Consider the following 14,705-nt stretch of genomic DNA (forward strand, 5'->3'; position numbering starts at 1 on the left):
ATCGTCGATTTTAGGGGTGGTTTTCTTTGACCAATTTTGTCGTTGAATGGTCTCAAAAGTGCGAATATTTTTTAGAAATCGAAAATGGCAACGCCGATTAAACCTTTGTCACGCCTAGCTTTAACGATTTACCACCGAACCCGTGACCTCACTCCGGAGGCAACAGTCATTCGGTAAATAGGCACAGTGGTTAGAAGTCAAAATTTGGAAATGCGCCCGTAGCTCAGCTGGATAGAGCGCCGCCCTCCGAAGGCGGAGGTCAGAGGCTCGAATACTCTCGGGCGCGCCATTTTCTTGGCCTGTAGCGATTTTCAGCCTTACCTAACTACTCTAAATTCTTCTCTTTGCTGTTTTTCCTGCGTGACCGCTAGCTGTTGTGGCTGATTTTTCGGTGGATCAGGGCTGTGTCCATTCTGTGTCCAGATTGTGGCCGCGGATCTTACGCATATTTTCGGGATACTATTATTTGACCTTTAGCTTCAAAACGCTGAAGCGCCATTTCCAGTCGTCTGTCTTTCCGACACCAGACCGCGCCCAACACCATCGCCTTCTGGCCTTCGTTCTCCAGATAGACAGGCACCAGCATTGAGGCACTTATTGGCCTCAGAAAAAGAAAGCCATACTAGCTCCGGCAATCCGTATTCCGGGTAACTGAAGAGCGAAACAGGGTGATGCAACTCGTATTGGAAAGTCCAGTCAGGATCGAAATCAAACTCCCAAAACTTGGCATATATAACTTCTTGGCAGAATTCACACTGGCATAAATAATGAAAATATCGTTCCATTAATCCATAGTCATCGTCTTTTCTAACGACAGCGAGGTGGATGGGGTTGAACTTCGTTCTTGTCTTGCAGTAAGGGCAAAGCAAATAGACCCACTTTATGCCCTTATGATCAGGTAAGTCGTTTCCTATCTGGTCTAGCTCAAACCGAGGTTGATCGTCTTCTTCAGTAGGACCAATCTTCTTATTTATTTGTGTGATCTCCATACTTCACTCTGAAAGCGAGTTAACATTTGTATATTGTGCGTGCTCACTTTGTCACTCGTTGAATAAGTAGTTACCTAGCTTTAAATTACTGAGGTAAAAAAGATTTCAGCCATGAAACGCTCTAAATAAGCCAAATTAATGTGAGCATGCTCAATTAGACTCTAACGAGCGCACGATACCCAACTTTAATCTTCATTATGTAATTGATAGTAAAAGACTTAAATACACAACACAATAACAAAACGCGCAATAACGCAGAGAGAAGTGTGCCGTGCCTAATTTGCCCGCCAAAAAGCTTACGAATGACAGGGAGGCGGGAAACCAATTAAGTTAGGCAAAATTCTAAGGTCCGGTCCTCGCTCAAACCCGCCGTTCTTCAAATCCGCTCTTCAAGGTCTCCAATATCGCCGATTGCGATTATTTATCCTACTCCCAACACTTGTAGCCGCCGCGCGGAATGGAGGAATCGACAGCGCTAGCTGCTTGCCACGCTAGCGAGAGCGGATTCATTGCATTTGGTGTATCTTCACGATTAGTCAGTACGATAACCGACAGTCCAGTGTCGACATCTCTAATATAGGCCGTACCGGAATAACCACCATGATTAAGGATACGGCGCCCATTCACGATCTGAGCTTGCCAGCCACGGGCGTAGCCCCAAGTGTCGCATTGTCGGCCAGTATCGAACGAACGCTGAATCTGCCATGTGGCTTCCAGCGCGTTCCGATTGATGTGCTTCGGGTTCGAAAGTTCCGCTTCCCAACGACTCAAGTCTTCAAGTGAGGACATCACACCAAAATGCGACGTCAGAGAGAACTGCCAAACTCGGCGATTTTTTTGTATCTCGCCATTTTTCCAAGCATAGCCCTGCGCGCGTTGCGGTACAATCTTGCGCTGATCTAAGAGATGTGTCTGTTCCATATCCAGAGGGCGAAAGAAATTAGCCTGCATGTAGTTTGCGTACGATTGCTCAGTCACCTCTTCGATAATGATACCGAGCAAAAAGTATCCCTGGTCAGAATAGTTCCAATCGGTACCTGGCTCAGCGAGCATAGACGTGTTTTTTGCTGACGTCAGCATGTCGTCACGCGAGTACTCGAGTAGGAGTACATCGTTCACCGTCCGTTCGAATCGATGGGTAAGTCCGGCTGTGTGGCTCAAAAGCTGAGCTACGGTAATCTTGTCCCAAGCTGAAGGCGCGTCGTCAATCCACTCGACGAGTCGGTCGTCAAGGCTCAAACGCTCTTCCTCCACCAATGTCATCACCGCTAAGGCAGTCATCTGTTTAGTTAAAGACGCAATCTCGAAAACAGTTTGTGTGGTAACGGGTATTTCATGACTGAGGTTTGCCATGCCGTGGGTGCTTATATGCACAGGCTGACCTGCGCGCATTACGGTGACTGCTACTCCAGGGAAATGTCCCTCTTCCATCAGATTATTGATCCTCGCTGCGACTCGTTCGTCGTAAGGCAACTGGGGAGTGTCTTTAGCATCTACGCCATCAACCAGGCCAATCAGTAAGGTCAAAGCAAAGAAAGAATGCCAAATCGCTACCTTGAATTTCATCGGTGAGTCTCCATAGTCAACAAAACTTAAGATAATGAGCTAGAGATAGTGAGATAGCGAAGCGAATGTTTTTCAAGCTAGTTGCCGCTTTTTTGTCTTGCTAGCTATAGAATCTGCTACCCAGCTTGCTTTTTTAAATACAATGTAGACAGGTTAATTTTGATTAGCCGCTAAAGAATTCATTAAACCATCCCCATCACTTCATTTCCACCCTCTGTAGTGGCATAGTTAATTTGGCCACCTAATTAGAGGTGTTATCATACACCACATAGACAATTAGGTGACGTATGGTAAGGCCTGAGATTTATAGACACCTTTTATGGTAAAAATGTCACTATGACCATAAGAGGAAAATCATGAGTAAAGGTATTCGTTATTCCACCGAGTTTAAACAAGAAGCTGTGAACCAAGTGAAGATTCATGGCTATTCAACCGCTGAAGTGGCTGATCGTCTAGGTGTGAGCACAAAAGCAATCTATCGCTGGATTAAAGAGCTTTCAAAACCAGTGGAAATAAGAGCGGAAGAATCGGATCTTCGCGCTGAGATTGCGCGGTTAAAACGTGAACTCAAACGTACTGAACAAGAACGAAATATATTAAAGGAAGCCGCGGTGTTCTTTGCAGGCGAGTAAAAGAACGGTACCGGTTCATAAAATCTCGTCGTGCCTGGTACCCCATCAGAGTAATGTGTAAAACGCTTGGTGTGCATCCAAGTGGTTTCTACTCTTGGTTGAAAGAGCCCGTGAGTAAACGTGCCGAGGCTGATAAAAAGCTGACCGCTCAGATTAAGCAATGCTGGATTGAAAGCGGTGGTTTTCACGGGTATCGGAATATCTACCTTGATATGCGTGATGCAAACCAGTTTTGTGGCCGTGACCGCGTTTTACGGTTAATGCGCCAAGCGGCCATCAAAGCACAACGGGGATATGACGTACCGCGAGGCTACTATGGTGGTAAGCCCGACAGTGTTGCTGAGAACGAACTAAATCGCGGCTTTGATGTAGAAGCACCAAACACGTGGTGGGTTACCGATATCACGTATATAAAAACACACGAAGGCTTTTTATTTTTGGCCGTTGTAATCGATTTGTTTGCTCGCAATGTCGTGGGCTGGTCGATGAGCGACCGTATGACCGAAAATATCGCCATGCAGGCCCTCACATCGGCGTACTGGCGTCGAAAGCCAACGGGTGAGGTTAAGATACACGCAGACCAAGGCTCTCAATATGCGAGTCTGCAATTCAGAAAGTTACTTGAGAGTTACAATATTAAACCGAGTATGAGCCGCAGAGAAAATTGCCATGACAATGCGGTTGCGGAAAGTTTCTTTAGCAATTTAAAGAAAGATAAAATCCGACGTTGTATTTACGAAACGCGAGCAGAAGCTAAGCAGGCGGTGTTTCATTACATCGAGATGGTTTACAATCCGAAACGGCGACATACGAATAACCAACGTGTGTCACCAAACAACTTTGAACGTGAGTATTTTAAGCAACTAGAAGGTGTCTAGAATACTCAGGCCTTACCAGTCTTAAGCGCCGCCCCTTATCAACCTTCTATTTGTAAGCTGAAATCCATTTAGAACACGTACGTCTAATTGTTTACTTTGCGAACTAAAATCTCGTATTTCTCCTAAATTCTTATCAAAAATATGATGACGCGTGAGCAATGACTCGGATCCATCAAATCTTACGAGTAGCGGCCGATATGCCGTTGTGTTATCACCGAACCCGACAAAGTACATACCTTTCAACACTGAAGAACCCACTTTATTATCTCGAGTTACAGTGCCATTTTCTAAATCAAAAATAATCGTATCGGGTGCTTTCTTGAACTCTAAATAGTCATTAATAAGAATGTAGAATATCGCAATGAAGGCAGTCGTCAGTAAGATAAAAATTTTGGTATCCACATTTCCACTTGATATCAGCCAAGCCGCACTCAAGAAAACCGGCGAAAATGCCAATAATGCTATCGTAATATTCTTAAACAACAGAGAGCGAACTTTTTTTCCTTGTATTTTCATCTTTGCCAAATATCCTTAAGCAAAAGCCTACCAAGAGGCCTAAATTTTCTAAACACTAATCATTCACTGGGCCGTGCGTTACGCGTTGAAACTGCTCGATATCGTAACCCCAAGCATAGGCTCGGGTGGTTACTTCATCTATCAAGCCTTGGCTTGGCCGCGGTGAGCGCGATAATAGCCAGAAATAATCCTTACTATCACTCACAACAACCGCATATTCATAGTTACTGCCGAGTTCAGCAATATAGTAGCCGCCATTAAACGGCCAAAAGAAGGTTACGCGGAAACCCGCTTCCATTCCGGGCACCGGTTCCGCGCTTGCTGTTGCGGTTTGCCATTCACCTTTCTTCCGGTTGTAGCCTTTGTTGGTAACGTGAATGGTGCCATCTTCGTTAAGCCGATATTCAGCGGTTACATTATCCAAATCTTTTTCAAAGCGGTGGGGCAAACGTAAAATCGAATACCATGTGCCCATATATCGCTCGGGATCAAGGTTGGCAATAGGCTTCACTGCAGGATTTGGCTGGCTTGAAAAATTAATGTAGGCCCAACCCGCAAGCGCAAGAACAATAATAAATAGCAGTAATTTTTTCATTTTTTCCATCCTAAAGCCCTTCATGCTTGGCCACAACCTTTGGCCGCAAATTCGCGTTTGCAGAGCAGCTGTTCCAGCGAAGGTTTGTCATCAACTAAAGTATCTTACCTTTAACTGCGAATGTTGAGCAATGATTTAGGCATAGCAAGAAAGTTTATAGTGAATCGATATCGGCCAGATAGTGTTGCGCTTGGGAAAGTATAGCTTCTTGCGCTTCCGTATCTTGTTTATCCCATTGCCGGTACATCATGCCCATACGCGGATTGTTAGCTAATTTACCTCGATGCGTATGTAAAAAATGCCAATACAAGCTATTAAATGGGCAGCTTCGCGCACCTGTTTTTGCACTCACTTTATAGTAGCAATCTTTGCAATAAGTGCTCATTTTATTGATGTAGTTGCCCGATGAAATATAGGGCTTTGTCGCTAATAACCCGCCATCTGCAAACTGACTCATACCACGAGTGTTAGGGAGCTCTACCCACTCAATGGCATCGATATAGATACCCAAATACCAAGCATCCATTTCATCGGGGTGCACGCCAGCGAGTAAACCAAAATTACCGGTAATCATTAAGCGTTGAATGTGGTGAGCATAGGCGGTTTCAAGCGATTGGGAAACCGCGTGTTGCACACAATTCATTTTCGTATCCGCGTTCCAGTAGAATTTGGGTAATGGATTTTTGTGTGCAAAAAAGTTTTTCTCTTTGTAGCTCGGCATTTCTCGCCAATAAATTAATCGTACAAATTCACGCCAACCAATAATCTGGCGAATAAAACCTTCTACTTGTGCAAGCGTAATGTTGTCTGGATCGCGCTCGTAAGCCTCAATAGCGGCTTCAACGACCTCTCTTGGATTCAACATCTTTGTATTTAAGCTAAACGAGAGGCGAGAGTGAAACAGTAAGTAACAACGTTTGCTCATGGCATCTTGATATTGGCCGAATAACGGCAAACGCTCTTGCATAAAGTTGCGTAAAAGCTTTAGCGATTGCTCGCGCGTAATCGGCCAATCGAGTTTATCGGCCGTTGCGGTACCTATCATTTTGATATCGGCTTTAGCTAACATATCGGCGATGCTGCTTGCATCGTTCTCGAAAGCTAGGGGCGCGGGTACGCTCACTTTATCTGGCAACTTGTTGCGATTATCGTGATCATAATTCCATTTACCACCAATCGGTTTTTCATCTGCCATTAGATAACCGGTTTCTTTGCGCACACGGCGGTAAAAGGTTTCCATCAATGGGGCTTTATTGGCGGGAAGATAACTATCGAGATGTTGCAGTGAGATGAGAAAATGCTCGGTGGAGCAACATTCAATAGCGGTGTTTTCGGATACTTCGAATTCTTCCAGTTGTTTTACCAATCGATACTCATCGGGCTCTTGATAGCTAAACTTTTGCGGTTGCGTGAGTTGCAGAACGCTATTCAAGTTTTCGGTGAGCGAATGCTTGTTGTCAGCACAACCAAGTTGGAGGTAGAGAACATCAGCAAGGCTGGCCAGAGCATTAGCAAATTCGCGCATAGTAGCGAAAAATGCCAGAACTTTTTGTTGATGATGGCGAACGTAATTAGTTTCTTGCTGCATTTCAAACATAACATACAGCACAGCATCATTTTGCTTAAACCATGAGTGTTTCGGGTTGAGTTGATCGCCTAAAATTAACCGCACTTCCTTGAATTGTCTGCGCTTTTTCTTAGGGATGTCGCTGAGGCTAGAGAAAATCGCCATGCTGAATCACTCCATTTCTGCAATATGTTATGTGGTTTTTTCGTGCATTGGTTGTGCACTAATTCCGCTTTAGTTACGCTTCAGTTAAACAAAGAGTTGTGTGAGAAGAGATCACATCTCGTTTCGCTGTGGTGTAGAATACGCCCAAATACCTAAACTGGTTTGTAAAACTATGCGATTAGATCGATTTCTATCTGAAACAACCGGGATGAGCCGAAAAGAAGCTACCCGAACATTGCACCGTGCTGAAGTAACGGTAAACGGGGAAGTAGAGAAAAAAGGGGCGAATCATGTACCGGAAGGTGCTGAAGTGCGATTCAATGGTGTGCATTTACAGCTCTTGGGGCCAACTTACATTATGTTCCACAAGCCCGTCGGCTGCATTTGTGCTAACGACGACCCGCACCATATGACGGTATTTTCCTACTTGGATTTGCCGAATCCAGATAAATTTCACACTGTTGGGCGGTTAGATTTAGATACTTCAGGATTATTATTGGTTACTAATGACGGTAAGTGGACACATCGAATTACCTCGCCAAAACACGGCTGTAAGAAAGTTTACCGTGCTTTTGTAGCCGATCCCTTGGAAGAGAAAAATATTGAATCATTCAAGCGTGGTTTGAAATTGCATGATGAGGCAAAATTAACAGAGCCTGCAGAGTTACAAATTGTTGCTGAGCGTGAGGCATTAGTAACTGTATCCGAAGGCCGCTATCACCAAGTAAGGCGAATGTTTGCGGCTATCGGTAATAAGGTAGAGAGCCTGCACCGCGAACAAATTGGGGAGTTGTCGCTCGGTGATCTGGCCGAGGGTGAGTTCCGTGAACTTACCCCTGAAGAGGTTGCCTTATTCTAGTTACTAGCTTAGCTGCAGCCGAGGGTTCGGCTGCAGCCAGATAAACAGTAATTTGATTCATCTCGAACTTTCGGCGCTTGAACGCATGTTTTCTGGTGGAAGAGCGGGTAACCTGTATATTGGTTGTCTACTTTTTTTTAACATGCGCTTTTTCACAAAGGATCAGAGAGTTATGCCTCAAGCCCGACGCCTTTTTCGCCCTTCACGGGTGCTGTTAGCCATCGCTGCCGCATCTTGTTTCTCAGTCGCCATAGCCGACGTGCCAATCATTCAGCCGGGTAAACCGGGTGAGCCTAGCCGGCAAATTAATGCGGAAGAAGCGATTCAATTAGTGAGCGCTCGCTATTCTGCTGCCGATGTTGAGTTTATGCAAGGTATGCTTCCGCACCATCAACAGGCATTGGATATGTCGGCGTTATTGCCTGAGCGTACCAGTAGCAATGAAATGATTGAGCTTGCTAATCGTATTGAACGAACACAAAAAGATGAAATTGTGTTCATGCAACAATGGCTTCGCGAACGTGGCGAACCTGTACCTGAGTTGAGTTGGCAGGGAGGTGAACACGATGAAGCGAGCGCACATGCTGAGCATCATGGTGCTGGCCATGGCCAAAATCATCAGGCAATGCATGGGGCTCATCATGAAATGAAGGGTATGGCTACACCTGAGCAGATGGCAGCGCTTGAGGCTGCGAGTGGGCCAGAGTTCGATCGCATGTTTTTAGAACTCATGATTAAGCACCATGAAGGTGCCCTGAGTATGGTTGATGATTTGCTCAAACAGCGAGGCTCCGCACAAGTACCGGAGATGTTTGAGTTCGTAAACGATATTAATAACGACCAAAAAGCTGAAATTGACCGCATGCTTGCCATGCTTACGAGCTATTCACCGGATCCACGGGCCGGCCTTACTGCTGGTTTCCGCGACGCCGAAGAAGCGATTTGGAATATGGAGCTGTTGGCAGCGCTGCCGAAACCAGCTGGTTTTTACGATGTTGAAAATCCAGCGGGTTTGCCGGCAAGCCGGTTGCGTGAACTTGCTGCCGATGCAGAGGGTTCTGCAAGCGATGAGAGTGCAGAAGATGGTGAGGGCACGAGTTCATCAGAACGGCCAGCACTGCTTGATTTTGCCAATACGGATATGGCTTTTTCTGGCGATACCTTGGTAGTTGGCAGTTATCATGGTTTCAAAATTTTTGATATCAGCACCAAAGGTGAACCAAACCTGATTAGTGCTGTAGTTTGCCCTGGCGGTCAAGGTGATGTGTCTGTCGTTGGTGATCTGCTGATTATGTCGGTAGAACAAGGGCAGGGCCGTTTAGATTGCGGTTTGCAGGGTATTGCAGGCGAGGTGAGCGAAGAGCGTTTTCGTGGTTTGCGGATTTTCGACATTAGTGATTTACGCATGCCAGTTCAGGTAGGAGCGGTACAAACTTGCCGCGGCTCGCATACGCACACAGTAGTTAATGAGCCCGGAGAGGATAATCGTTTAATCGTATACAACTCAGCCACAAGTTTTGTTCGCGAAGATGAAGAACTCGAGGGTTGTTTCGACGAAGACCCATATCGCGATGAACGCACTGCGCGATTCCGTATCGATGTTATCGAGATTCCCATCGATCGACCGCAAGATGCCCGTATCATTCACAGCCCAGCAGTATTTGCAGATCCTGAAAGTGGCAACTTAGCCGGCCTTTGGGAGCGCGGTGATCATGGCCCGGGAACACAAACAACCAATGAAACTAATCATTGCCACGATATAACTGTTTATCCAGAAGCCCAAATTGCGGCAGGCGCCTGTTCAGGAAATGGTATTCTGTTTGATATTTCTGACCCCGAAAACCCAACACGTATGGATGCCGTTGTTGATCCGGGTTTTGCTTATTGGCATTCGGCTACATTCAGCAACGATGGTAGTAAAGTAATCTTCACCGACGAATGGGGTGGGGGCGTGCGCCCTCGTTGCCGTGCTTCGGACCCACTAACTTGGGGCGCGAATGCGATCTACGATATTGTTGATGGCAAGCTTGAGTTCCGCAGTTACTATAAGATGCCAGCACCACAATCAGAAACGGAAAACTGTGTAGCGCACAACGGCTCACTCTTACCAATTCCGGGCCGTGATATTATGGTACAAGCTTGGTATCAAGGTGGTATTTCTGTATTTGATTTCACAGATTCGGCAAACCCGATGGAGGTAGCTTACTTTGATCGTGGCCCCATTGATGAGAAAGAGCTAGTAACCGGTGGTTATTGGTCGGCATATTGGTATAAGGGGCTTCTTTATGGCACTGAAATAGTACGTGGCCTTGATGTACTCCAGCTATTGCCAAGTGAATATTTGAGCGCCAATGAGTTGATGGCGGCAGAACTCGTAGATAAGGGCGAAGCCTTTAATCCGCAGTTGCAGCCATTTGTGAGCTGGCCGCAGGAGCCGGTGGTAGCTCGCGCTTATCGAGATCAGCTAGAACGTGGCAATAACCTCAGTAGTGATCAGCTAAACCAAATGAATCAGCTGTTGGAACAGGCCGATCAAGTTCTGGCTTCAGGCCGGAGTAACAGTGGTTTAGCAAATCGTTTATCGGCTTTAGCTGCTGCGGTAAATGAAGAGGCGGCAGCGCATGAGGGCTTAGATCGCAAGCGTATGAGCGAGCTTAGCAGCACTCTTGATGGTATTGCCGCTCGTGTTCGCTAACGCATAGGTGTTGCTAAATAAAAATCTCGTGCGTTTAATCTGCTGATATAGCGAAGCAGAACGCGCGAGATTTTTTTTATTTCAGCAAAGCTAGATAAATAATCGCTTGTACATGTGTTCAGCGTAATCGTCGGTCATGCCGGCAATATAATCACATAACACCCGATCAGCGGCTATTTGGCCATCTTGCTCATATGCTTGTAACCAGCGCGCGCGAGTATTCCGTGGGAGCAATCGTTGTGGTTCGGCATGAAACGCCGAGAAAAGGTTAAGCAACATATTTTGGCTGCGGTAGCGCAGTTGTTGAATTGCTGGCTGGTTAATAACATGCTCGAAAACCACTGCTTTCAAGCCATCAAGTAGCACCCGCTCATCTTCTGGTAATATGGCATTCATGCGCACCAGAGCTTGTTCAGCCTCTGGTAACACTTCGTCTACCTTTACCGCTGTTACGAAAATATTTACCATGGCGCCAATCGCATTCTTACGCTGATGATGAGTATCCGAAAAAAGCTCTTGTTGGAGTTGTTGCATTAATTTGCGCAACGCTGGATTCAGATTTTCCAATAGGGCCGGAATATGCGCATCCCACTGCTGGCGCGTTAAGTTGCCGGTAACCACGGCATCTTCTAAATCATGCACACCATAGGCGATATCATCCGCAAGCTCCATGAGAGAGGCATCGAATGATTTATGTTTCGAACGCTGCCAAGGCGCCTTTTCCAGTGTATCCACAGCTTGAAAAATATCACGATCGGCAGCGCTTAGGGGTTCAAGCACCCAATCAAGTAAATCCGCATCGGCGCTAAATACCGCTTTTGTAGGTTTCCATGCAGAAAGGCTTTTTGGGTGTTCTTCAAAGGGTTTGGGAGAATCAGGCGTAAGTACTGGATATTTTAATAATCCAAGTAAGGTGCGGCGGGTAAGATCCATACCATGGTCTTGATGATAGGCCTCAAGCCGGCCAACAATACGAAAGGTTTGGCCGTTACCTTCGAAGCCACCAGACCCAAGCATTTTGTAATTCAGTGCGGTTTCGCCACCATGACCAAACGGCGGATGGCCAATATCATGGGCCAAGCACAGGGCTTCCATCAGATTTTCATCAGGCAAAAGCGCTCGCACATTATCAGTGCCCGCATGAGCCAGTTGATTTATCAACGAGGAACCAATTTGTGATGCTTCTAACGAGTGAGTAAGGCGAGTGCGATAAAAATCGTTTTCACCAATGTTCATGATTTGAGTTTTTGATTGCAAGCGCCGAAAAGCTGCGGAGTGAAGAATTCGAGCGCGATCACGTTGCCAAGGGTTTCGAAGATCGCCGGGCCTTGCTGGCGCCGCACCGGAACGTCGTTGCTGCCAAATAGTATCCATGAAAACTCACAAAGTTTTAAATTGAAGCTTTATGTTACGTGGCTATGCAGTACCAGAGCAAGTGTTTAAATCTGGTTTATAGCGCATAATTAACCGATGTTCGCCGGCTCCAAGATAGTTATCTTTCTGCTCGAGCACTACAAAACCAAGTTTTTGATAGAGTTTAAGGGCGCCGGTGTTTGTTGGCGCAACACTTAGATAAATAGTAGAGAACCCTTGGTCTGTAAGATGCGATAGGGCATGCCCCATAAGCGCAGAACCAACACCAAGGCCCCGGTAATCTGCAGCCACCAAAGCTGACATAATCCATGCTTCTGAGCTTCCAGCTCCCGGCGCGCACAGTACATAGCCCGCCACCACCGAATTATCAGAGGCCAGCCACAACATTTGCGGCCATTGGCGATAAGCCTGAAACAAAAAGGCCTCGGGATATCCCTCGGCCTTGTAATGCTGATACTCCAACGCGGTTAGCGCGGGAATATCAGCGGAAGTTACTGAACGAATGTGCATTGAAGCCCTAATCAGTTTATTGGCGTATGCCTTCTACCACTAAATCCATGTATACCGTTTGCGCGGCTGGGCCTAGGTTGAAATCCATACCAAAATCAGAAATATTTAGTGCCACAGTACCGGTAAAGCCTGCACGGTATCCACCCCATGGATCTTCACCTTCACCATATTTTTCAACATCAATTGTAATTTCTTGAGTTTCGCCGAACAAGGTTAAATTACCGGTTACGGCACCTTTGCCATCGCCATGATCGGTGTAGCTTGTGCTCACAAAGGTAGCTTGGCTGTATTTTTCCACATCGAGGAAATCACTACTACGTACGTGGCGATCGCGTTCTGCATGATTCGAATCAACTGAAGCAGTATTAACTGTTACTTCAACTTTGTTGTTGCTCGGGTTCTCATCATCATAAGTAAAGCTTCCAGAAAAATCATTGAAGCGGCCAACAACATAGCTTACGCCCAGATGGTCGATTTTAAAGTTAATGGAAGCATGGGCGCCTTCAGTATCGATAACATAATCAGCTGCGGAAACTGAAAGGCTCATTAAGCTCGTGCCGGCAATAGCCGATGCAAGGGCAATGTTCTTAAGATTAAATAGTTTCATAGTAAATCTCCTTCAAGATTATTTAAATTAAGTGTTCTGTTGTACCGCTAAAATTAGCATTATTCCTGTTGCTGTTTGTGTTCTCTTGATTCGGTTACCACCACACCAAACATGCGCTTCAGTGTGGCGTCTTTATTGATAAAATGGTGCTTCAACGCCGCTAGAATATGAACCGCCGTTAATACCATTAAACTAGTGGCAGCATAAAAGTGAATGTTGCCCCAAAAATCTTCCTGCCGGTTGGCTAGTGCCTCGATGGCAGGTACGGTGAACCACCCAAACACGGATATACCCCTACCATCGGCGGTTGAGATCAAATAACCGCTGCTGAAAACCACAAACAGCAAAATGTATAGCGCAACGTGGCCGGCATGAGCTGCAAATCGCTCTATCTTTCTTTGCCCTAGCATTTGCGGCGAAGTGTTGCTTAGTTTCCAAGTTAATCGAACCGCAACTAGCGCCGCAAGTATCAAGCCGATACTTCGATGAATGTTTGGAAATACTCGATAACCAGGATCGTAATACCCCAAAGATACAATGTATAAACCCAGGGGGTACATCCCAAGTACCGCTAGTGCAACGAGCCAATGCATAATGATGCTCGGCCAACCATATTGCTTTTTACTATTCTTTATCTTACGAGTTAGTGCCATCTAGAATCCCTGCCATACGTTCACACTGAACAACGTTGTAGCTATCATTTATGAAACGTTCATTAATTCTTGTTGCATTATTTGATACAGAGATTAGCTTAGGATACTATATTCATCAAATGCATGATTGAAATAAAAGATATGCGTAAGGTGCATAATGAGAAGCCTAAAATTAAGAGATATTGATTTAAACTTACTTGTTGTTCTGGATGTTTTGTTAGCAGAGCAGCATGTATCGCGGGCTGCTGAGCAGTTAAATATGAGCCAGCCGGCGGTGAGTAGGGCACTAGGAAGGCTGCGAAAAACACTCAACGATCCTATTTTAATTCGAACTGCTGCGGGCTTTACACTGAGCTCACGGGCAGTTTTGTTGCGCGGGGAACTCGATATTGCGCTGCGTGATATAGAGCGTGTAATTGAGCCGCCTAACTTCAATCCGAGTACCGACGATAGCTTGATTCGATTAACCGGCCTTGATATGGAAATTGGCCTGTACTTTCCTGCGTTAATTAAACGGCTACGGCAGTTGGCTCCCTTTCTGCGCTTTGAAATAGTGCGCCAGGAGCATGATAGTTTCCCCATGCTTGAACGTGATGAGGTGCATTTTAGTTTAAGTGGGTTAGCACCCATGAGCGCTGAGCATAGCCTGCATCGAAAAACATTGGAAACGATGAATGTAGTTTGTCTGCTGGCTGAAAACCATCCATTGGCCTCTGTTGAAATGAGTGCTGAAGATTATGCCAACACACCTCATGGTTTGGTTTCGATTACTGGGCGTGGGCCAGGTTCGATGGAACAGGTACTCGCGCAACATGGCCTGGAAAGGAGAGTGGCTTTGCGATTATCGGGTTTTACATCAGTTGCGGATTTCTTGGAGGATAGCGATTTGATTTTTACCTTGCCAAAACGCCTTGCAGAGCGCATCGCCGAGGGGCGAAAACTAGTCATCCGGCCTCTACCCAAGCCCTTACAAGCGAGTTCTGTGCAGTTCTACTTATATTGGCACGAGCGTTATCATAATGATCCAAAAATGATTTGGATACGGGAGCAATTAGCCGATACATTAAAGTAAGTGCTTTATTAGCAATTTCACATTAGC

13 protein-coding genes and 1 tRNA gene are annotated in these 14,705 nt (G+C 45.9%); 5 read left to right on the forward strand and 9 right to left on the reverse strand.

Annotated features, from left to right (window positions below; translation table 11 throughout):
* The first annotated feature begins 212 nt into the window (after window positions 1–212).
* Window positions 213–289: transfer RNA gene (locus CWE08_RS08465), tRNA-Arg, on the forward strand.
* Window positions 290–479: 190 nt separating this feature from the next.
* On the opposite strand, the gene CWE08_RS08470 is transcribed toward CWE08_RS08465, so the two are convergent.
* Both CWE08_RS08470 and CWE08_RS08475 read right to left on the reverse strand, forming a co-directional pair.
* On the reverse strand, window positions 480–989 hold the full coding sequence (locus CWE08_RS08470; RefSeq protein WP_126767506.1) for a hypothetical protein: 510 nt from the start codon (window positions 987–989) through the stop codon (window positions 480–482).
* A gap of 426 nt (window positions 990–1,415) precedes the next feature.
* A complete protein-coding gene (locus tag CWE08_RS08475) occupies window positions 1,416–2,555 on the reverse strand; it encodes a serine hydrolase domain-containing protein (protein ID WP_126767507.1) in 1,140 nt (379 codons plus the stop codon).
* 356 nt (window positions 2,556–2,911) lie between these two features.
* On the opposite strand from CWE08_RS08475, the gene CWE08_RS08480 reads away from it, so the two are divergent.
* Window positions 2,912–4,065, forward strand: a protein-coding gene (locus tag CWE08_RS08480; RefSeq protein ID WP_126767509.1) for an IS3 family transposase whose coding sequence is annotated in 2 segments (ribosomal slippage) — window positions 2,912–3,161 and window positions 3,161–4,065 — 1,155 coding nt in all. Because the reading frame shifts where the segments join, the coding sequence is not laid out codon by codon here.
* A 21-nt stretch (window positions 4,066–4,086) separates the two neighbouring features.
* Here CWE08_RS08480 and CWE08_RS08485 read toward each other — a convergent pair.
* The 3 genes from CWE08_RS08485 to CWE08_RS08495 all read right to left on the reverse strand — a co-directional run bounded on the left by CWE08_RS08485 (window position 4,087) and on the right by CWE08_RS08495 (window position 6,908).
* Entirely contained in the window at window positions 4,087–4,581 is a 495-nt protein-coding gene (locus CWE08_RS08485; protein ID WP_126767510.1) for a hypothetical protein, read from the reverse strand.
* A gap of 55 nt (window positions 4,582–4,636) precedes the next feature.
* Window positions 4,637–5,176, reverse strand: coding sequence for a lipocalin family protein (locus CWE08_RS08490; RefSeq protein WP_198677136.1), 540 nt, complete (start codon window positions 5,174–5,176; stop codon window positions 4,637–4,639).
* 154 nt (window positions 5,177–5,330) lie between these two features.
* A complete protein-coding gene (locus CWE08_RS08495) occupies window positions 5,331–6,908 on the reverse strand; it encodes a cryptochrome/photolyase family protein (protein WP_126767513.1) in 1,578 nt (525 codons plus the stop codon).
* 172 nt (window positions 6,909–7,080) lie between these two features.
* Here CWE08_RS08495 and CWE08_RS08500 point away from each other — a divergent pair, with 172 nt between their 5' ends.
* Complete coding sequence (locus CWE08_RS08500) at window positions 7,081–7,767, forward strand: pseudouridine synthase (RefSeq protein ID WP_126767515.1); 687 nt, start codon at window positions 7,081–7,083, stop codon at window positions 7,765–7,767.
* 172 nt (window positions 7,768–7,939) lie between these two features.
* Window positions 7,940–10,462: a DUF305 domain-containing protein gene (locus CWE08_RS08505; RefSeq protein ID WP_126767516.1), complete on the forward strand. Its 2,523-nt coding sequence runs from the start codon at window positions 7,940–7,942 to the stop codon at window positions 10,460–10,462.
* A 90-nt stretch (window positions 10,463–10,552) separates the two neighbouring features.
* Here CWE08_RS08505 and CWE08_RS08510 read toward each other — a convergent pair whose 3' ends face one another.
* From CWE08_RS08510 to CWE08_RS08525, 4 genes are read right to left on the reverse strand one after another with little or no spacing between them, the layout of a single operon-like run.
* A complete protein-coding gene (locus tag CWE08_RS08510) occupies window positions 10,553–11,836 on the reverse strand; it encodes an anti-phage deoxyguanosine triphosphatase (protein WP_126767518.1) in 1,284 nt (427 codons plus the stop codon).
* A 42-nt stretch (window positions 11,837–11,878) separates the two neighbouring features.
* Window positions 11,879–12,346: a GNAT family N-acetyltransferase gene (locus CWE08_RS08515; protein ID WP_126767520.1), complete on the reverse strand. Its 468-nt coding sequence runs from the start codon at window positions 12,344–12,346 to the stop codon at window positions 11,879–11,881.
* 16 nt (window positions 12,347–12,362) lie between these two features.
* A complete protein-coding gene (locus tag CWE08_RS08520) occupies window positions 12,363–12,953 on the reverse strand; it encodes a YceI family protein (protein ID WP_126767521.1) in 591 nt (196 codons plus the stop codon).
* A 59-nt stretch (window positions 12,954–13,012) separates the two neighbouring features.
* Window positions 13,013–13,606 (reverse strand): cytochrome b, encoded by a 594-nt coding sequence (locus tag CWE08_RS08525; protein ID WP_126767523.1) that lies wholly within the window; start codon window positions 13,604–13,606, stop codon window positions 13,013–13,015.
* A gap of 157 nt (window positions 13,607–13,763) precedes the next feature.
* Here CWE08_RS08525 and CWE08_RS08530 point away from each other — a divergent pair, with 157 nt between their 5' ends.
* Window positions 13,764–14,678: a LysR family transcriptional regulator gene (locus CWE08_RS08530; RefSeq protein WP_126767524.1), complete on the forward strand. Its 915-nt coding sequence runs from the start codon at window positions 13,764–13,766 to the stop codon at window positions 14,676–14,678.
* Window positions 14,679–14,705 lie beyond the last annotated feature (27 nt).

Origin of the sequence: Aliidiomarina iranensis (assembly GCF_003987135.1) — a bacterium.
Taxonomy (GTDB): Bacteria; Pseudomonadota; Gammaproteobacteria; order Enterobacterales; family Alteromonadaceae; genus Aliidiomarina; species Aliidiomarina iranensis.